The sequence below is a fragment of the Polaromonas sp. genome (assembly GCF_010365105.1).
GTDB lineage: Bacteria > Pseudomonadota > Gammaproteobacteria > Burkholderiales > Burkholderiaceae_C > Polaromonas.
In genome coordinates this window covers 27,105-45,081 of record NZ_JAAFGZ010000031.1, presented here as the reverse complement: position 1 = coordinate 45,081, position 17,977 = coordinate 27,105, and the positions used below count along the sequence as shown (strand labels likewise).

Sequence of the window (17,977 nt, the reverse complement as noted above, 5' to 3'; positions counted from 1 at the left end):
GCTGCGCCTACTCTTTCACCTCTCAAATTTGCATCTTCGCAAAGCCACTAATTCACCACTTTCTGGATTGTGCAAGTGGCTCTATTTAATAGCGAATGGCAGTGAGGCGCCTTGAACGCCTTGAGGTGACGGCAGTGGTGGTTTTGCTTACGCAACTTGCGTTGCACGTTTTAGGTTGCCGCAAATTCCCCGTTAAGCTTGCCACCCATGCCCGCCTCATTTCCCGCCCTTCGCTCACGCCGTTGCCTTTTGCAGGGCGCACTTGCCACTCTCGGCGCAGCAGTACTGCCGCAAGCCATCTCAGGCGAGGCTTACCAGGTCAGCCCGTGGACTGATCAGGTGGAACCCTTGCAACTGGTGGACACCACCGGCAAGGTTTGGCAACCTGCTGATTTCAAAGGCCGGGCAGTGTTGCTCAACTTCTGGGCCAGCTGGTGCGAGCCCTGCCGCGCCGAGATGCCTTCGCTTCAGCAGGCGGCTGCCATGCATGGCGCCGACAAGCTGCTGGTGCTGGCGATCAACTTCAAGGAAAAACCGGCCAGTGCCCTGCAGTTCGCACAGCAAACGGGCATCACACTGCCGGTGCTTCTTGATGTCGATGGCCGGACCGCCCGGCGCTGGAGTGTCAGGATTTTTCCAACCACGCTCACCCTTGACCGCCATGGCCGGCCCATGCATCGGGTGCAGGGTGAACTGGACTGGACGGGCCCGGCCGCCGGCAAGCTGATCGCCAGCTTGCTTTGACCCTGGTTTTTCAGGTTCTACGCCATGGCACGGCGCCGTTTAAAAAGCCGCCTTGCCAACGCTGCCAAAGCGGCTCCAGCGATAATCGGCGACTGCCCGAGGCTGGCGAGCTGCCCTGCAGCGGTTTTCCAGTCCGGCCTCACTTCCCGGTGCTTCTTCACCTGTGCCGGTGCTGTGACCCTTTCACCATCCTTTCCCGGAGTCCATCAATGACCACCTTACGCCGCAGCTTCCTGAAAAACACGGCCGCCACTGCCTTGGCCGCTTCCCTGCCAAGCTTCGGCTTCGCTCAAACCCCAGCAAACCGCACCCTGTTTGCACCGCAAAGTGGCGCCTGGCGCACGTTCGAGGTCACGACCCGGGTGGACATTGCCCCGTTGAATGGCGCCACCCGCGTGTGGCTGCCGATTCCCTCGGTCAACAGCGACTACCAGCGCTCGCTGGAAAGCAGTTTCTCCGGCAACGGTGCTGCCAGGTTCATGCAGGACGGCCAGGACGGCGCCAAGATGCTGTACGTTGAGTTTGCCGCTGACGAAGCCAAGCCATTTGTCGAACTGACCAGCCGTGTGCAGACGCAAAACCGTGCCACCGACTGGTCGCAGAAAACCGCCCACGTGGAAAATGCCGACACGCTGCGCTATTTCACCCGGTCCACCGATTTGATTCCAACGGATGGCATTGTCCGCACCACCGCGCTGGAAGCGACGAAGGGCGCCCGGACCGACCTGCAAAAAGTCCAGCAAATCTACGACTGGGTGGTCACCAACACCTACCGCGAACCCAAGGTGCGCGGTTGTGGCGAAGGCGATATCCAGACCATGCTGGAAACCGGCAACCTGGGCGGCAAGTGTGCCGACCTGAATGCGATCTTTGTCGGCCTGTGCCGCGCCGTGGGCATTCCGGCACGCGACGTGTATGGCATCCGGCTGGTGCCTTCTGCTTTTGGCTACAAGGAACTGTCGGGCAACCCGGCCAGCCTCAAGGGCGCGCAGCACTGCCGCAGCGAAGCCTACCTGAAGGACTACGGCTGGGTGGCGATGGACCCGGCCGATGTGGCCAAGGTGATGCGCATGGAAACCGCCGACTGGATCAAGAACACCACCAGCCCGGTGGTGGCGCCGGTCAACAAGGCGCTGTTCGGCGGATGGGAAGGCAACTGGATGGCCTACAACACCGCGCATGACGTGTCCTTGCCGAATGCCAAGGGCAGCACGCTGGGCTTTTTCATGTACCCGGTGGGTGAGAACGCCGCCGGACGTTTTGATTCGTATGCGCCGGATGATTTCAAGTACCAGATCACGGCGCGGGAAATCAAGGCTTGAGGCTGATTTCTGGCAGGTGCTGACGCTTGCGCATTGATGGCTCCTTTTTGTACTTCGGCATGGGGCGCTGGGTAATTTCTTCTGTGGTTTGAGGGTGAGCGCCTTCCCGGCGGGGGGTAACTTTCTTTTCTGGCAAAAAAGAAAGTCACCAAAGAAAGTTGCCTTGGGGAGCGGGAGCGGATCAGAGCTGAACGCTCTGACGGGCCATCGCTTCGCTGGGCCTTGGGTTCTCTGATCGGCAGCGGGGAACCCATGCCTTTGCTTGCTGGTTCGACCGCTCGTTCGCCAACAGCTTCACGCTCTGCTTGATCGTTACTTTTGTGCCTCAAGCACTGCTGGCACGATACAGGTCGGGTTAGTGAAGCGTAACCCGGCATCTGCGACTAATGCCAAACGAGGGTTTCCCGCTTGCTGCACAAGTGCAGGAAGCTATCAAAATGAGAGTGCTTAACTCATTTCAGGAATAAGCCAAGCCGGCTTTCAAACCGTCGCGGCTCGCCGGTCAGCGGGTCGGTGAACGCAATCGATTTCGCCAGCAATTGCAGCGGCAGGGCGTAGTCATCGTCAGGTGTCACATCGACAGGCGGGTACATCCGGTCGTTGCAGATCGGCAGGCCCAGCGCGTTCATGTGGATCCGCAACTGGTGCTTTTTTCCGGTCACGGGGCTCAGCGCATACAGCGCCTGTTCGCCCCGGCGCTCCAGCACCTCGACCCACGTCTCGCTGTTGGTTTCGCCCGGCATTTCGCGCTGCCTGAAAAAAGGCGTGTCCTCGACGATGCGGGTCTTGCGCTGCAGGGGAAACTGCAAATCGGCGCGCCACGGGGCAACGGCTTCGTAATGCTTGACGACTTCATGCCGCCGGAACAGCGCCTGGTAGGCATCGCGCTCGTCTGGCCGGACAGAAAACAGCACCAGACCGGCGGTCTCGCGGTCGATGCGGTGGATCGGGATCAAGCTGTCGATGCCGAGCTGGTTCTTCAGCCGCACCAGCAGCGTTTCCTGCAGGTAGTGGCCTGAAGGCGTGACCGGCAGGAAATGCGGCTTGTCGGCCACCACCAGGTGCTCGTCCTGGAACAGCACGGCGGCTTCGAAGGGAATGCGGACCTCAAAGGGCAGGGCGCGGTAGTAGTACAGCCGCATGTGGCCCCGGTACGTGCGCAGCGCCGTCACGGGGCCGCCAAACTCGTCGGCCACCAGACCGGCGGCCATGCGCTCAAGCCAGGTAGCCCGCGTGACGGCCGGAAAGCGTTCGACGAGAAAGTCGGTGAAGGTCGGCCAGCTGCCCGCCGGCAGGCCGACGCAACTCGGGCTGACGCCGTGGCGCGTGGGCAAACCGCCGTGAAGCAAGGGAGCCGTCACACCCGCGTGAACACCAGGTCCCACACGCCGTGGCCGAGCTTGATGCCGCGGTTTTCAAACTTGGTCAGCGGGCGGTAGCCGGGTTTGGGCGCGTAGCCGCCGCTGGCCGCGTCTGCCGTGTTTGCCAGCAACGGCTCGGCGGCCAGCACTTCGAGGATCTGTTCGGCATACGGCTGCCAGTCGGTCGCGCAGTGCAGGTAGCCGCCGGGCCTGAGACGCGCCGCCAGCTTGGCGATCAGGGGCGCCTGGATCAGCCGGCGCTTGTTGTGCTTGGTCTTGTGCCACGGATCCGGGAAAAAGATGTGCGCGCCGTACAGGCTGGCCAGCGGCAGCATGTGGTCGATCACCTCGACCGCGTCGTGCTGCAGGATGCGGATGTTGCCCAGCGTTTGTTCGTCGATGCGCTTGAGCAGCGCACCGACGCCGGGCGTATGCACTTCGCAGCACAGGAAATTCTTTTCAGGCATCAGGGCCGCGATGTGCGCGGTGGCTTCGCCCATGCCAAAGCCGATTTCCATGATCGTCGGGACGTCGCGTTCGTAGATGGCCCTGAAGTCCACGGGCGCGCCGGTGTAGGCCAGCAGGAACTTGGGGCCGACATCGGCGAAGGCCTTGGCCTGGCCGACGGTGGTGCGGCCTGTGCGGCGCACGAAACTGCGGATGGTGCGGGGATGGCTCACATCGGCAGGTGCGCCCTCGTGGCTATCGGGCGTGGCGGACATGGCGGGCGGGGTTGGGGAGGAAGGTTCAATCACAAGGCGATTTTAGTGCGCCGCCTTTTGCCCGCCGGATGCAGGCGCTGGCGCCGCGCGCTTTTGCAGCACCACCAGCGCGATGCCGCCCAAAATGGCGCTTGATGCCAGCACCAGTCGCAGCGTCAATGGCTCGCCCAGAAAGGCGATGCCGCCGAGTGCGGCCAGCACCGGAACGCTCAGCTGCACGCTGGCCGCGCTGGTGGCTTTCAGCGCGGGCACCACGGTGTACCAGACCGCGTAGCCGATGCCCGATGTCAATGCGCCCGACGCCACCGCCAGACAGAAACCCGCTGCGTTCAGCGATGCGCTCCGGGACAGCAGCATGACCACGCCCAGCCCCACAGCCAGCGGCGCCGCCCGCAAAAAGTTGCCGGCGGTCACCCGCGTCGGGTCGCCTGCGCCCTTGCCGCGCAGCGAATAGATTCCCCATGACATGCCGGCCAGCAGCATCAGCACCGAGCCGGCCAGCGGCGGTGCGGACACGCCCGGCAGCAGCAGGCCGGCCAGCCCGCCAAAGGCCAGCGCCAGGCCGGCGAGTTGCAGCGGCCGCAGCCGTTCACCCGACCAGATGCCGTAGCCGATCATCAAGGCCTGGACCGCGCCGAAAAGCAGCAGCGCACCGGTTCCCGTCGGCAGGCTGACATAGGCGAATGAAAAGCAGGCCGCATACGAAAACAGCGCCAGGGCCGACAACCAGTTGCCCTGGCCTGCTTGCGCGCCACGCGTGCTGCGCGCCACGGCCCAGAGCACCAGTGCGCCGGAAACCAGACGGATCGCAGTGAACGACGCGGCATCGATGCCGGTTTGTTTCAATGCCAGCCGGCAGAGCAATGAATTGCCGGCAAAGGCGGCCATCGCTCCTGCGGTGAGGAAAAGGATGCGTAATGGGGACATGTCACTGCATTGCGGGATGGGAAGGGTTGGCAAGCATACCGGTGCCAGTCGCCGGACGGTGTGCGGGACTCGCCAGCGTGTCCTGCCAGGCGTTCACCCAGCGGGCCAATGCATCGGCCACCGGGCCGGTCTGCGCTGCCAGCCCCAGCACGCCGGCCGCCCGGTTCAGCGCTGCGAGCGGATCATGGGTGTCCAGCGCCTGGGCGCCGTTTTGTTTCGACAATTTTTCGCCGTTCGCACCCAGCACCAGCGGCGTGTGCAGGTAGCGCGGCGCAGGCAGGCCCAATGCGCCTTGCAGCAGGATTTGCCGCGCCGTGTTGTCGGCCAGGTCGGCGCCGCGCACCACATCCGTGATGCCCTGAACTGCATCATCGACCACCACGGCCAGCTGGTAGGCCCACAGGCCGTCGGCGCGCCTGAGCACGAAGTCGCCCACCTCGCGGCTGACATCCTGGCTTTGCCAGCCGAGCTGACGGTCGTGCCAGACAACTTTTTCCTCCAGCGTGCCGGCCACTCTATTTGCTATGAATCCAGTAGCTGGTAGCGCACGTCCACCAAGCGGAAACGCCGTATTCGGTTCATTTTTTTCGACCCTGAAGCGCCAGGCGCGCTCCGGCCGTCCGTGCAGGCCCTGGCGGCAGGTGCCCGGATAGACCAGTTCGCCGTGCCGCTGCCGGGAATATCCCGACGCGGCCAGCGCGCGGGCAATGTCCTGGCGCGTGCAGCCGCAGGGATACGCCATGCCGCCTTGCACCAGCTGGTCGAGCGCCTGCAGGTACAGCGCGCCGCGCCGGGACTGGTGAATTGGCGGTTCGTCAGGCTCCAGCCCGCAGGCGGCGAGTTGCTGCAGGATGGTCAGGTCGGCGCCGGGCACGCAGCGCGGCGTGTCGACGTCTTCGATGCGCACCAGCCACTGCCCGCTGTGCGCCCGTGCGTCCAGCCAGCTGGCCAGCGCGGCGACCAGTGAACCGGCGTGCAGCGGGCCGGTCGGGGAAGGGGCAAACCGGCCAAGGTATGTTGCCCCCACGCTCCCCGCTTCGCGTGGTTCGCTGCCCCCCGAGGGGGCCGCTGCGCCTGTGGCCCGGCAAAGCCGGTTCCACGGCCCCTGCTGGGTGGGGGATGCCTCCTCTACGCTTGCTGCGCCTGCGGACTGGCAAAGCCGGTTCCACGGCCCCTGCTGGGTGGGAGGGGATGCCTCCTCTACCCTTGATGCGCCTGCGGACTGGCAAAGCCGGTTCCATGGCCCCTGCTGTGTTGAAGAGGATGCCGCTACGCTCGTCGCGCCGGCCTGCGCCGCATTGCAGCCGCTCGCTTCGGGTAACTTTTTGTCCGGTTGAGCGGCTGCGTTTTCGGCCTTGCAAGGACGATTCAACGGCGCCTGCTGGGTAGCAAAAAACGCCTCCACGCTGGTCGCTTTGTTTGCGGCTCCGGTCGCCATCGCCTCAACCGGTCAAAGAATCGCCAGCGCCATTTCCAGTCCGGACACGAAGCCGTCCTCGACCCGGTGGCCCAGGCACCAGTCGCCGCAGGCGCCGATACGCGATTCGGCATCCCATGCATGTGTCTTGCCGAGGGGTTTGGTGGTCTGGGCATAGCGCCAGCGGTGTACTGACGCGTAGGGCGGCTCGGCGCGGATGCCGGTGACTTCGGTGAAGGCTTTCAGCAGCTTGGCCTTGACGCGCTCGGCGTCGTCTTCAAGGTGGCGCTGCGACCAGGCGGGGCTGGCCTGCACTGTCCAGCGTTCAATCGGGCCGCGTCCGGGCTTGGACGACTCGCGCGCCAGCCAGGCAATCCGGTGGTGGGTGCTGCGCGCCACGTTCCACTGCGGGCCCAGGCTTTGCAGCGTGGGCTGCTGCGCCTGCGGAAAGGCCACCATCAGCGTCCAGCAGGGCGCCACGTTCACGCCTGCCAGGTCGGCCAGCAGCGGCGCAGCCTGCTCCGAATCGCGCAGCAGGGCATGCGCCTGCGGTGCGGGAATGGCCAGCACCACGGCATCAAAGCCGGAATGCACGCCGGCGCCCGGGCCGTCGGTCTGCAACTGCCAGCGCTTCGGGTCCAGCTTGTCTTCCTCGATATAGACCACGCGCGTGTCCAGCACCAGCTGGCCGGCGTCAAGCAAGGGCTGGGCCCACTGGCGAACCAGCGCATTCATGCCCGGCTTGGCCACCCAGTGGGCTTCCTTGGCGGGCAGCGACGCCGCCACGACGCGCCCCAGGTCGTCCAGCACCTGCACGCTGTTGGCGCTCCAGGGCCGCACCAGTCCGGAGGCGGTGGCCAGGGCTTTTTCGAAGCGTTCGTCGCGCACGGTGAAATACTGCGCGCCATGGTCAAAACCGCCAAATTCGGTGTTCCGGGTGGACATGCGCCCGCCGGCGCCCTTGCTTTTCTCAAAGACGGTGACGCGGTGGCCGGCCTGAACCAGCGTTCGCGCGCAGGTGATGCCGGCAATGCCGGCGCCAACGACTGCGATGTGACGCTGTATGTCAGGTTCAAAGAAAGCAGCGGTGAAGGGTTTGTTTGTCATGGCTTTTTTGCTTTTTCTGAGGTGAAGGAAAAGGTCGGGAAGACATGGCATCGTGACGAAAGGTCAGGCATCAACGAACGCCATGCGCACACTCTACACCGCAGCCGCTGCCTGGGGCCCGCTGGCGCGGATTTATAGCGAGTGCGCGCGCTCCAGCAACGCCTTGCGGGTGGCCGGATTGCCGAGCTGCTGCAGCCACCATTGCAGCGCCTGCCCTTCGGCGCTGGGCGTTGCGCAGCGCCAGGCGTAGCGCATCGGAATCATCCGCGTGGCGCGCTGCATCTGCTTTTCGACCAGGCGTCCGGCGTCAATGTGCGGCCGCGCCAGGTATTCAGGCAAAAAGCCGCCGCCCAGCCCGCGCAGCTGGGCATGGAGCTTTTCCTGCATGCCGGGAACGGTGAAAACGTCCTGCCCGCCCAGCAGCCCGCTGGTCACGCCGCTGCCCTGCCTGACCGAATCGGCCACCACCACGGCACGATGCAGCAACAGCTGTGCGTCGGGCACCGGCTCGGCGGCCTGCGCCAGCGGATGGTGCGGCGCGACGGCATAGACAAAGTGAATGGTGCCCAGCGGCCGGCTTTGCACCGACAGGTTGGGCGCAGGATCGAGCGCCACGCCAATGGCCAGATCGGCCTGGCCGGACGTCAGCGCTTCGAGCGTTCCGGACAGCGCCTCCTCGCGGATTTTCAGGCGCGTCGGCGGATTCAGCGCGAAGAATGCTTCGCACAGCTCCAGTACGGTGGTGCGGGAAATGACGCTGTCCACCGCCAGCGTGAGTTGCGGCTCCCAGCCGGTGGCCACGCGCTTGACGCGGTTGGCGATGGCGTCGAGTTCGAGCAGCAGGCGGTTGCCTTCGCGCAGCAGTTCCTGGCCCGCCACAGTCAGCCTGGCCTGGCGCGACGAGCGGTCGAACAGCAGCACGTCAAGCGCGTCCTCGACCTGCCTGATGCGGTAGGTCAGGGCGCTGGGCACCACGCCCAGCGCGCGTGCGGCGGCCGCCATGCTGCCCGTGCGGTGAATGGTGTCAATCAGCCGGATGACGTCGGGCGTCAGAGCGTTGCGCACCGGATTTTGGGGTGCCAGCATGTAAATCCTTCAAAAAATTTGAATGATGCCAGCAAACCTGCGCAACGATGCAAGCGCTGGGGGCACCTAAAGTCAAGGCATTGCAACGCAGCTTGAAAGGCGCACTTCATGATGACATTACGGCCCTCGGGCGAACGCGGCCTTGCCGACCACGGCTGGCTCAAGTCTTTCCATTCTTTTTCCTTTGCGGGTTACCACGACCCGGCGCACATGGGCTTTGGCAACCTGCGGGTCATCAACGAAGACCGCATTGCCGCCGGCCGGGGCTTTGGCACGCACAGCCACCAGAACATGGAAATCATCAGCTACGTGCTGAGCGGCGAGCTGGCGCACAAGGACAGCATGGGCAATGTCAAGGGCATTCCGCCCGGCGACGTGCAGCGCATGAGCGCGGGCACCGGCGTGCAGCACAGCGAGTTCAACCATGCCGAGGGCCAGACCACGCATTTCCTGCAGATATGGATCGAGCCCAACGTCACCGGCATTGCACCCGGCTACGAACAGAAAACCTTTGCCGAACTTGACAAGCGCGGCGCGCTGCGGCTGGTGGCGTCGCCCGATGGTGCGCAGGGCTCGGTGCTGATCCATGCCGACGCCCGGCTGCATGCCGGCCTGTTCGATGGCGGTGAAGCGGCCGTGCTGGCGCTGGACCCGAAGCGCAAAGCCTATGTGCACCTGATTCGCGGCCAGCTGGAGGCCAACGGAAAGGTGCTGCACGGCGGCGACGCCTTGCGGCTCGAAGGCGAAGACCGCCTGAACCTGGCGCGGGGCCAGGACGCCGAGGTGCTGGTGTTCGACCTGGCGCCATGAGTGACCGGTTTTTTGCCGTTTGCCGTGCGGTCCGGCTTGCCCGGCCGCTTTTTTTAATTCATCATTCCATCAAATTTTTCAAGGATTTCCCATGTTTGCTTCGCTTCAAAATCCCCTGTCGCTCATTGGCCGCGTGCTGCTGGCACTGCTGTTCATTCCCGCCGGTTTCAGCAAGATCGGCGGTTTTGCCGGCACCGCAGGCTACATCGCCTCCAAGGGCGTGCCGCTTCCGGAACTGGCCGCTGCCGCCGCCATCGGTGTCGAACTGGGCCTGGGCCTGCTCCTGCTGATCGGCTGGCAGACGCGCTGGGCAGCGCTCGGCATTGCGTTTTTCACCGTCGTCATCACCTTCATCTTTCACAATTTCTGGGCCGTCCCGGTCGAGCTGGCCATGGCGCAGCAGCAAAACTTTTTCAAGAACATCGCCGTGGTCGGCGGCCTGCTGACGGTGGCCGCCTGGGGCGCTGGCGCCTGGAGTGTTGACGGCAACCGGCGGGGTGCGTGATGGCTGGCGCCACCGATTCCCGCGAACCGGTCGTGGTCGTCATCTACCACTCCGGCTACGGCCACACCCAGCGCATGGCACAGGCCGTGGCGGCTGGCGCCGGCGCCGAATTGATTGCCATTGATGGCGAAGGCAACCTGCCGGCAGGCGGCTGGGAGGCGCTGGCCGCCGCCGACGCCATCATCATGGGCTCGCCGACCTACATGGGCAGCGTCAGCTGGCAGTTCAAGAAGTTTGCCGACGCGTCGTCCAAGCCCTGGTACACCGAATCCTGGAAGGACAAGCTGTTTGCCGGCTTCACCAACAGTTCGGCACCCAACGGCGACAAGTCGTCCACGCTGATCTACCTGTTCACCCTGGCCATGCAGCACGGCGGCATCTGGGTCAGCCAGGGCATCCCGCCCAGCAACAGCAAGGCCGCGCAGCGCAACGACCCGAATTTCCTCGGTTCCTACAGCGGCGCGATGGCGCATTCGCCTTCGGACGCCGGCGCCGGTGAAATGGCGCAGGGCGACCTGGAAACGGCGCGCAGTTTCGGCGAGCGCGTGGCGGAGGTGGCGGGCCGTTTCAGCCGCTGATACGCCGGTGCGCTGTGGCGACCACGACCCTTGTCAATGTTTCAAAAGGAAAACGCATGACGATTGAACTCCGGCTTGACCGCACCGCCATACTGGCGCAGACGGTGCATATCCGTACCCACGAACTGGTGGCCGACATCAGCGAGGCCGAAGGCGGCAACGACACCGGCCCCAGCCCGCATGACCTCTACGATGCCGCGCTAGGCGCCTGCAAGGCCTTGACGGTGATGTGGTATGCCCGCAAGAAAGGCATTTCCGTCGATGACATCCAGACGCTGGTCGAGCGCGACGATGCGGACGAGCGCAAGGGTATTTACCGCTTGACCACCACCCTGAAGGTACACGGCGCCCTGAGCGATGCACAACTGAAGGAACTCGAAGCCGTGGCCCGGAAATGCCCGGTTCACAAGCTCATGACCACGGTGACCACTGAAATCACCACCCGGATGGAACGGCTGCCATGAGCATCGACCTCACATTGACGGGACAGGCCAAGGACCTGGGTGGCGGCTTTCTGGTCAGCCGCCTGTTGCCGGCGGCCAGCCGGCAGTCGGTGGGGCCGTTCGTGTTCTTCGACCATTTCGGACCGCTGGAAGTGCAGGCCGGCGAGAATCATGATGTGCGGCCGCATCCGCACATCGGGCTGGCCACCGTGACCTACCTGTTCGACGGAGCCATCCTGCACCGCGACAGCCTGGGCTCGGTCCAGCGGATCGAACCCGGCGCCATCAACTGGATGACGGCGGGGCGCGGCATCGTGCATTCCGAAAGGGCGCCCGAAGACCTCAGGGACAAGGCTTATTTGCAGCATGGCCTGCAGCTCTGGGCCGCGCTGCCCCAGGCGCATGAAGAAGCCGCGCCCGATTTCGCGCATACGCCCGCCAGCGACATTCCGGTCGTGGTGTCAGGCGCGGCCGAGGTGCGCGTGCTGATCGGCGAGGCGTTCGGACAGACATCGCCGGTCAGGACCTTTTCAAAAACGGTTTACCTGGACATTCGACTTGCTGCCGGGAGTCATGTTGACCTGCCGCCGCTGGCCGACGAGCTGGCGCTGTACGGCGTAGAGGGCGATCTGGCGGTGGACGGCGAAGTGCTGGCGGCGCGCACCCTGGCCATTTTGGCGCCGTCTGAGGCGACGCGCATCACTGCCACGGAACCCGCGCGCTTCATGGTGCTGGGCGGCGATGCTCTCGACGGGCATCGCTTTATCTGGTGGAATTTTGTCTCCAGCCGCAAAGAGCGCATCGCGCAAGCCGGCGATGACTGGACAGCCCAGCGCATGGGCCAGGTCGCCGACGACAAAGAATTCATTCCCCTGCCCGAGCGCAGGCTGTAGGGGCGGAATAGCCCCCAACCTTTCAAAAATTTTCAACCTTTCCAAACGCGACCATGCCAACCATTCCTGAAATATCTCCAACACCCGCACAGCCCGAAATGCCACCGGTGACGCCCGCCACACCTGAAACAGCCCCTTCGCCTGCAGTGCCCGAAATGCCCGTCACGCCCGATCTTCCGGAAATGCCCTCAGCGCCGGAGTTACCGGAAATACCGGCAATGCCTCAGTCACCAGCGATGCCCGAGACGCCAGGCATGCCGGAAATACGCGCGACGGGTTCTTAACCCTGAACGTTACGCGCCAGCCGCACGCCGCTGAACTGCCATTGCGCATCCGGCGGAAAAAAGTTGCGGTAGCTGGCGCGGACGTGGCTTTGCGGTGTGGCGCAGGAGCCGCCGCGCAGCACGAACTGGTTGCACATGAACTTGCCGTTGTATTCGCCGACCAGCCCTTCCCACGGCTGGTAGCCCGGGTAGGGGTTGTAGTTGGACTGCGTCCATTCCCACACATCGCCGAACATCTGGGCCGGTGACTCGCGGCTGGCGTGCTGCTGCGGCAGCGGATGGTAAGCCCCGGTTTCCACAAAATTACCCGGCTTTGCACTGGAGGCGGGCAGCCGGCGTGCGGCCAGTTCCCATTCAAACTCGGTGGGCAGCCGCGCCCCGGCCCAGCGCGCCAGCGCATCGGCTTCAAAATAACTGAGGTGGCAGGCGGGCGTGTTCGGGTCAACGTCCTGCAGCCCCTGCAGCGTGAAATGGCGGTAGCTGCCGGCGTCGTCTTCCTGCCAGTACAGCGGAAGCTGCCGCTGCCCGGCCTGCACCCAGTCCCATCCCATCGACAGCCACAGTTCCGGCCGCCGGTAGCCGCCGTCCGCCATGAATTCGATCATTTCGCCGTTGGTGACCAGCCGGCTGGCCAGTTCGAACGGCGCCACATAGGCCGGGTGGCGCGGGGTTTCATTGTCAAACGCAAATGCACCATCCAGCTCGGCGTCAAAGCCATGCGCGACCAGACCGCCTTCATAGCCATGCCAGCGTAGCGGCTGCGGCGCGGTGCTCGCCAGCGGCCAGTGCCGGGCATAGGCCGGACGCTGCGGATTGAACGACAGCGCATGCTGGATGTCGGTCAGCAGCAGTTCCTGGTGCTGCTGCTCGTGCTGCAGGCCCAGGCTGATGAGTTGCGCCAGTGCCGCGTGGTCAGCCTCGTCGGCCCTGGAAATGACACCCTGGACGCGGGCATCGACCTGCGCCCGGTAGGCCAGCACTTCCTTCAGCGACGGCCGGCTGATCAGGCCCCGCTGCGGGCGTGGGTATTTGTCGCCCACGCCGTTGTAATAGCTGTTGAACAGGACGCGAAAACTGGCGTCAAAGGGTTTGAACCGTGCTTCGTAACGTTCCAGCACGAAGGTTTCAAAAAACCAGGTCAGGTGGGCCAGGTGCCATTTGGCCGGGCTGGCGTCAGGCATGGACTGCAGCTGGCAGTCCTCCGCGCTCAGCGGCTTGACCAGCTGCACGGTTTGGGCGCGAACGTGCTCGAAGCGCAGCGCCAGCGGCGATGACGCTGCGGCGTTGGGGAATGCAGTTTGAAAGGAAGGCATGGTGGGCTCCGTCAGGTTCAGGCTGCCAAGCTTTACACGGCGTGTGCGGCGTCGCTGTCAGACGATGCCCCAATTTCGACGCGGGGTTTGAGCGCTGAATCCACCCCGCGCCTGTCGTCAAACACAAAGCATTCGCCATCAAAATGCGCTGGGCCGCAGTCCTCAAAGTATTTGAGGATGCCGCCGTCGAGCTGGTAAACATGCGCAATGCCTGCTTCGCGCAGGTAAATCGCCGCTTTCTCGCAGCGGATGCCGCCGGTGCAAAAGCTCACGATGGTCTTGCCGGTCAGCTCGTCGCGGTGGTCCAGCACTGCCTGCGGAAACTCGGTGAATTTTTCCAGCCGCCAGTCGATGGCCTGCCGGAAGGTGCCCGCATCGACTTCATAGGTGTTGCGTGTGTCCAACATCGCCACCGGCCGGCCGTCATCGTCCCGGCCCTGGTCCAGCCAGCGCCTGAGCGTGGCCGCGTCCACCGCTGGCGCGCGGCCCGCTGCGGGCTGGATGGCCGGATGGTTCATGCGGATGATTTCCGGCTTGATCTTGACCAGCAGCTTGTGAAAAGGCTGCGTCGCCGACCAGCTTTGCTTGATGTCAAGGCTGTGGAAACGCGCATCCCGCTGCAGCCATGCCAAAAAATCATGAATCGCGGCGCTGTCGGCGGCCAGGAAAAGATTGATGCCTTCTTCGGCCAGGAGCACGGTTCCCAAGATGCGCCGCGCTGCCAGCGCCTGCGCGATTCCGTCCTTCAGTTCGGTCAGGCGGTCGAGCGCCACAAACCTGTAGGCAGCAATATTCAGAATTTTCATGATGCCGCAATTGTAGGCAGGCGCTCTGGCGTATGGCCCGGGCGCGCTGGCGGGATGGCGGCGTCCGGGCCGCATCCCAGACCTAAAATGAAGCGCATGTTTGTCCATTTAAGAATCCACACCGAGTTTTCAGTCGTTGACGGTACCAACCGCATTGATGAAATTGTTGAAGCCGCTGCCGCCGACCAGCAACCCGCGCTGGCCATCACCGACCTGAGCAACCTGTTTGGCACGGTCAAGTTCTACAAGGAAGGGCGCAAGGTCGGTGTCAAGCCGCTGATCGGCGCCGACATCTGGCTCGAATCGCCCGGCAAGGACGCCAGCGCGCCGGCGTCGCGCCTGCTGCTGCTGGTGCAGGACAGCCAGGGCTACCTCAACCTGTGCGAGTTGATCACCCGCGCGTGGACCCAAAACGTGGTGCGCGACCAGGCGGTCGTCAAGCTGCAGTGGCTGCAGGAACTCAACGAAGGCTTGCTGGCCCTGTCGGGCGCGCAGCGCGGTGCCGTCGGCCAGGCTCTGGTCCAGGGCGACAGCGCGCGGGCGGCCGAATGTGCGCAGCACTTTGCCAGCATGTTCCCGCAGCGCTTTTACCTGGAGCTGCAGCGCTCGGGGCATGCCGATGACGAACGCCATGTCAGGTCCGCCGTCCAGCTGGCGGCGCAACTCAAGCTGCCGGTGGTGGCCACGCATCCGGTCCAGTTCCTGACCTATGACGACTACGAGGCGCATGAAGCCCGGGTCTGCATTTCAGAAGGCGAAATCCTGGGCAATGCTCGCCGGGTGCGCAAGTTCACCCGCGAGCAGTATTTCAAGTCAACGGCGCAGATGGAGGCGCTGTTCGCCGATGTGCCGTCGGCGCTGGCCAACACGGTTGAAATTGCCAAGCGCTGCAACCTGACACTGGAGCTGGGCAAGCCGATGCTGCCCGAATTCCCGACGCCCGAGGTCAATGGCGTTCGCATGGCGCCTGAAGACTATTTCCGCCACACGTCCTTCGAGGGGCTGGAAGAGCGGCTGCTGCATCTTTACCCGAGTCCGGCCGTTCGCGATGCCAGGCGGCCCGAATACGTGGCGCGGCTGGAGTTCGAGATCAACACCATCCTGAAGATGGGCTTCCCCGGCTACTTCCTGATCGTCGGCGACTTTATCCAGTGGGCCAAGGCCAATGGCTGCCCGGTCGGGCCGGGACGCGGTTCCGGTGCCGGCTCGCTGGTGGCGTATGCGCTGAAAATCACCGACCTGGACCCGCTGCGCTACAACCTGCTGTTCGAACGGTTTTTGAACCCCGAACGTGTGTCCATGCCCGACTTCGACATCGACTTTTGCCAGAGCAACCGCGACCGCGTGATTGACTATGTGAAAGACAAGTACGGCCACGCAGCCGTCAGCCAGATCGTCACCTTCGGCACCATGGCGGCGCGCGCGGCGATTCGCGACGTCGGCCGGGTGCTGGATTTCCCCTACGGCTTTTGCGACGGCATTTCCAAGCTGATCCCGAACAAGCCCGGCCAGGCCGTCACGCTGCAACTGGTGCCGGCCGACCGCAAGAAAAACGACAAGATGGTCTATGCGCTGGAGGCCGAGCCGATTCTGGCCGAGCGCGAAGCCAAGGAAGAAGACGTCCGCACCTTGCTGGAGCTGGCGCGCAAGCTCGAAGGCCTGACGCGCAACGTCGGCATGCATGCCGGCGGCGTGCTGATTGCACCGGGCAAGCTGACCGACTTTTGCCCGCTGTACCTGCAGCCTGGCAGCACGTCGGCCGTCAGCCAGTTCGACAAGAACGACGTGGAGGCGATTGGCCTGGTGAAGTTTGACTTCTTGGGGCTGGCGACGCTGACCATCCTGGAAATCGCACGCGAGTTCATCATCGCCCGCTACCCGGCGCAAAAAGACTTCAAGTTTGAGGACCTGCCGCTTGACGATGCGCGGGTGTACCGGCTGTTTGCCGACGGCAAGACCGAAGCCGTGTTTCAGTTTGAAAGTATCGGCATGCAGCGCATGCTGAAGGATGCGCGACCCGACCGGCTCGAAGACCTGATCGCGATGAACGCGCTCTACCGTCCCGGCCCGATGGACCTGATTCCGACCTACATTGCCCGCAAGCAGGGCAAGGAAGTGCCCGAATACCCGGACCCGCGCGTCAAGCCGATGCTGGAGGAAACCTACGGCATCATGGTTTACCAGGAGCAGGTGATGCAGACCGCGCAGATCCTGGGCGGCTATTCGCTGGGCGGCGCCGACATGCTGCGCCGCGCGATGGGCAAGAAGGACGAGAAGGAGATGGCCCAGCACCGGGAAATCTTCCGCAAGGGCGCCGGCATCAATGGCCTGACCGAGGAAAAGGCCGACGAGGTGTTCGACCTGATGGAAAAGTTCGCGGGCTACGGCTTCAACAAGTCGCACTCCGCCGCCTATGCGCTGCTGGCCTACCACACCGCCTGGCTCAAGGTGCACTTCCCGGCCGAGTTCTTCGCGGCCAACATGACCGTTGAAATGGACGACACCGACAAGCTGAAGATCCTGTTCGGCGACGCGCAGAAGATGGGGCTGACGTTCGAGGTGCCCGACATCAACCAGGGCGACTACCGCTTCGAGCCGATCACCGCCAAGTCGGTGCGCTACGGCCTGGGTGCCCTCAAGGGCACCGGCCGGCAGGCGATTGACGCCATCGTCGCCGCCCGGAAAGAGGGTGGCCCGTTCACCTCGCTGTTTGATTTTTGCGTGCGTGTGGACCGCAGCAAGATGAACAAGCGCACGGTGGAAGCGCTGATCAAGGGCGGTGCCTTCGACAAGCTGCACCTGAACCGGGCCGAATTGATGGCCTCGGTCGAACGCGCTTTTGATTTTTCTGCTGCCACGCAGGCCAATGCCAACCAGGGCGGATTGTTCGACATGTCCGACTCGCACGCAGCCAGCACGCAGGAGCCGGAACTGGTCGAAATGCCGATGTTCGGCGTCAAGGCGCGGCTGGTGCTGGAGAAGACTGCCATCGGCTTTTACCTGTCGGGCCACCTCTTTGACGAGGTGGAGCAGGAAGTGCGGCAGTTCGCCAAGCGAAAGATCGACGACCTGATTGACTCGCGCGACTCGCAACTGCTGGCCGGCATCGTGACCGACCTGCGCATCATCAACGGCAACCGTGGCAAGCTGATCATCTTCAAACTGGATGACAAGACCGATGTGCTGGAAGCCTCGGTGGACGAGGCGACCTACAACGCCAACCGCAATTTGCTGAAGGAGGACGAACTGGTGGTCGTGCAGGGAACACTGCAGGGCGCGTCCGAGCGCTTTGGCCGGCGCTTCAAGCTCACGCAGGTCTGGGACCTGGAGTCGGCGCGCTGCCGTTTCGGCAAGTTCCTGCGTGTCGCGGTCAATGGTACGGCGCCGGACATTTCAAGGCTGGTCCGGGACTTTCCGCCGCGCCAGAGCGGCCTGGCCGATGCGTCGGAGCCGGTCCGTGGCCTGCCGGTGCGACTGAGCCTGCGCCGCCAGGGTGCGACAGCAGAGCTGCACCTGGGGGACGCCGCCCGGTTTTTCCCGACCGACGCGGCGCTGGCAAGCTGGACGGCGCAGGCCGACAAGGGCCTGGCACGCATCGTTTATGAATGAAATAGTGCTTTTGCGCAGACTGGGCGGGCGCAACCAGCTATCTATTTGAT

Annotated in this window: 18 protein-coding genes; 9 read left to right on the top strand and 9 right to left on the bottom strand. The window is 64.0% G+C overall.

Annotated features, from left to right (window positions below; all coding sequences use genetic code 11):
- Positions 1–207 precede the first annotated feature (207 nt).
- Entirely contained in the window at positions 208–744 is a 537-nt protein-coding gene (locus GZ092_RS17050; RefSeq protein WP_293638150.1) for a TlpA disulfide reductase family protein, read from the top strand.
- Positions 745–953: 209 nt separating this feature from the next.
- Positions 954–2,066, top strand: coding sequence for a transglutaminase domain-containing protein (locus tag GZ092_RS17045; protein WP_293638148.1), 1,113 nt, complete (start codon positions 954–956; stop codon positions 2,064–2,066).
- Positions 2,067–2,518: 452 nt separating this feature from the next.
- On the opposite strand, the gene GZ092_RS17040 is transcribed toward GZ092_RS17045, so the two are convergent.
- From GZ092_RS17040 to GZ092_RS17020, 5 genes are all read right to left on the bottom strand, one after another.
- The gene (locus GZ092_RS17040) at positions 2,519–3,427 is read right to left on the bottom strand and encodes a pseudouridine synthase (RefSeq protein WP_293638146.1); all 909 of its coding nucleotides are present in this window, start codon (positions 3,425–3,427) and stop codon (positions 2,519–2,521) included.
- The gene (trmB, locus tag GZ092_RS17035) at positions 3,424–4,149 is read right to left on the bottom strand and encodes a tRNA (guanosine(46)-N7)-methyltransferase TrmB (protein WP_293638144.1); all 726 of its coding nucleotides are present in this window, start codon (positions 4,147–4,149) and stop codon (positions 3,424–3,426) included. Before trmB ends, GZ092_RS17040 begins: the two co-directional genes overlap by 4 nt.
- Positions 4,150–4,191: 42 nt before the next feature.
- The gene (locus GZ092_RS17030; protein ID WP_293638142.1) at positions 4,192–5,076 is read right to left on the bottom strand and encodes a DMT family transporter; all 885 of its coding nucleotides are present in this window, start codon (positions 5,074–5,076) and stop codon (positions 4,192–4,194) included.
- Position 5,077: 1 nt separating this feature from the next.
- Positions 5,078–6,103 (bottom strand): tRNA glutamyl-Q(34) synthetase GluQRS, encoded by a 1,026-nt coding sequence (gene gluQRS / locus GZ092_RS17025; RefSeq protein ID WP_293638140.1) that lies wholly within the window; start codon positions 6,101–6,103, stop codon positions 5,078–5,080.
- A 423-nt stretch (positions 6,104–6,526) separates the two neighbouring features.
- Complete coding sequence (locus tag GZ092_RS17020) at positions 6,527–7,516, bottom strand: FAD-dependent oxidoreductase (protein ID WP_293638157.1); 990 nt, start codon at positions 7,514–7,516, stop codon at positions 6,527–6,529.
- Here GZ092_RS17020 and GZ092_RS17015 point away from each other — a divergent pair.
- Positions 7,400–7,738 (top strand): hypothetical protein, encoded by a 339-nt coding sequence (locus GZ092_RS17015; protein ID WP_293638159.1) that lies wholly within the window; start codon positions 7,400–7,402, stop codon positions 7,736–7,738. The two genes, GZ092_RS17020 and GZ092_RS17015, sit on opposite strands and share 117 nt — an antisense overlap.
- On the opposite strand, the gene GZ092_RS17010 is transcribed toward GZ092_RS17015, so the two are convergent.
- Positions 7,733–8,686, bottom strand: a complete 954-nt coding sequence (locus GZ092_RS17010) for a LysR family transcriptional regulator (protein WP_293638138.1) — start codon at positions 8,684–8,686, stop codon at positions 7,733–7,735. The genes GZ092_RS17015 and GZ092_RS17010 overlap by 6 nt on opposite strands.
- Positions 8,687–8,794: 108 nt before the next feature.
- On the opposite strand from GZ092_RS17010, the gene GZ092_RS17005 reads away from it, so the two are divergent.
- The 5 genes from GZ092_RS17005 to GZ092_RS16985 all read left to right on the top strand — a co-directional run bounded on the left by GZ092_RS17005 (position 8,795) and on the right by GZ092_RS16985 (position 11,915).
- Positions 8,795–9,496, top strand: coding sequence for a pirin family protein (locus GZ092_RS17005; protein ID WP_293638136.1), 702 nt, complete (start codon positions 8,795–8,797; stop codon positions 9,494–9,496).
- A gap of 91 nt (positions 9,497–9,587) precedes the next feature.
- Positions 9,588–10,001 (top strand): DoxX family protein, encoded by a 414-nt coding sequence (locus tag GZ092_RS17000; protein ID WP_293638135.1) that lies wholly within the window; start codon positions 9,588–9,590, stop codon positions 9,999–10,001.
- Positions 10,001–10,579 (top strand): flavodoxin family protein, encoded by a 579-nt coding sequence (locus GZ092_RS16995; protein WP_293638133.1) that lies wholly within the window; start codon positions 10,001–10,003, stop codon positions 10,577–10,579. The genes GZ092_RS17000 and GZ092_RS16995 overlap by 1 nt, the downstream gene beginning before the upstream one ends.
- A gap of 56 nt (positions 10,580–10,635) precedes the next feature.
- The gene (locus GZ092_RS16990; protein ID WP_293638131.1) at positions 10,636–11,043 is read left to right on the top strand and encodes an OsmC family protein; all 408 of its coding nucleotides are present in this window, start codon (positions 10,636–10,638) and stop codon (positions 11,041–11,043) included.
- Positions 11,040–11,915: a pirin family protein gene (locus tag GZ092_RS16985; protein ID WP_293638129.1), complete on the top strand. Its 876-nt coding sequence runs from the start codon at positions 11,040–11,042 to the stop codon at positions 11,913–11,915. The genes GZ092_RS16990 and GZ092_RS16985 overlap by 4 nt, the downstream gene beginning before the upstream one ends.
- Positions 11,916–11,937: 22 nt before the next feature.
- Here GZ092_RS16985 and GZ092_RS16980 read toward each other — a convergent pair whose 3' ends face one another.
- The 3 genes from GZ092_RS16980 to GZ092_RS16970 all read right to left on the bottom strand — a co-directional run bounded on the left by GZ092_RS16980 (position 11,938) and on the right by GZ092_RS16970 (position 14,321).
- A complete protein-coding gene (locus GZ092_RS16980; protein WP_293638127.1) occupies positions 11,938–12,081 on the bottom strand; it encodes a hypothetical protein in 144 nt (47 codons plus the stop codon).
- Positions 12,082–12,195: 114 nt separating this feature from the next.
- Positions 12,196–13,512, bottom strand: a complete 1,317-nt coding sequence (gene egtB / locus GZ092_RS16975) for an ergothioneine biosynthesis protein EgtB (RefSeq protein ID WP_293638125.1) — start codon at positions 13,510–13,512, stop codon at positions 12,196–12,198.
- 32 nt (positions 13,513–13,544) lie between these two features.
- The gene (locus GZ092_RS16970) at positions 13,545–14,321 is read right to left on the bottom strand and encodes a sulfurtransferase (RefSeq protein WP_293638155.1); all 777 of its coding nucleotides are present in this window, start codon (positions 14,319–14,321) and stop codon (positions 13,545–13,547) included.
- A gap of 93 nt (positions 14,322–14,414) precedes the next feature.
- Here GZ092_RS16970 and dnaE point away from each other — a divergent pair, with 93 nt between their 5' ends.
- Positions 14,415–17,927 (top strand): DNA polymerase III subunit alpha, encoded by a 3,513-nt coding sequence (gene dnaE, locus GZ092_RS16965; RefSeq protein ID WP_293638123.1) that lies wholly within the window; start codon positions 14,415–14,417, stop codon positions 17,925–17,927.
- Positions 17,928–17,977 lie beyond the last annotated feature (50 nt).

Coding starts and splice junctions, on each gene's coding strand:
- GZ092_RS17030 (WP_293638142.1), bottom strand. CDS start 5,076: ATGTCCCCATTACGCATCCTTTTCCTCACCGCAGGAGCGATGGCCGCC.
- GZ092_RS17050 (WP_293638150.1), top strand. CDS start 208: ATGCCCGCCTCATTTCCCGCCCTTCGCTCACGCCGTTGCCTTTTGCAG.
- GZ092_RS16990 (WP_293638131.1), top strand. CDS start 10,636: ATGACGATTGAACTCCGGCTTGACCGCACCGCCATACTGGCGCAGACG.
- dnaE (WP_293638123.1), top strand. CDS start 14,415: ATGTTTGTCCATTTAAGAATCCACACCGAGTTTTCAGTCGTTGACGGT.
- GZ092_RS17000 (WP_293638135.1), top strand. CDS start 9,588: ATGTTTGCTTCGCTTCAAAATCCCCTGTCGCTCATTGGCCGCGTGCTG.
- GZ092_RS16995 (WP_293638133.1), top strand. CDS start 10,001: ATGGCTGGCGCCACCGATTCCCGCGAACCGGTCGTGGTCGTCATCTAC.
- GZ092_RS17010 (WP_293638138.1), bottom strand. CDS start 8,686: ATGCTGGCACCCCAAAATCCGGTGCGCAACGCTCTGACGCCCGACGTC.
- egtB (WP_293638125.1), bottom strand. CDS start 13,512: ATGCCTTCCTTTCAAACTGCATTCCCCAACGCCGCAGCGTCATCGCCG.
- GZ092_RS17045 (WP_293638148.1), top strand. CDS start 954: ATGACCACCTTACGCCGCAGCTTCCTGAAAAACACGGCCGCCACTGCC.
- GZ092_RS17005 (WP_293638136.1), top strand. CDS start 8,795: ATGATGACATTACGGCCCTCGGGCGAACGCGGCCTTGCCGACCACGGC.
- GZ092_RS17015 (WP_293638159.1), top strand. CDS start 7,400: ATGGTCAAAACCGCCAAATTCGGTGTTCCGGGTGGACATGCGCCCGCC.
- GZ092_RS16985 (WP_293638129.1), top strand. CDS start 11,040: ATGAGCATCGACCTCACATTGACGGGACAGGCCAAGGACCTGGGTGGC.
- trmB (WP_293638144.1), bottom strand. CDS start 4,149: ATGTCCGCCACGCCCGATAGCCACGAGGGCGCACCTGCCGATGTGAGC.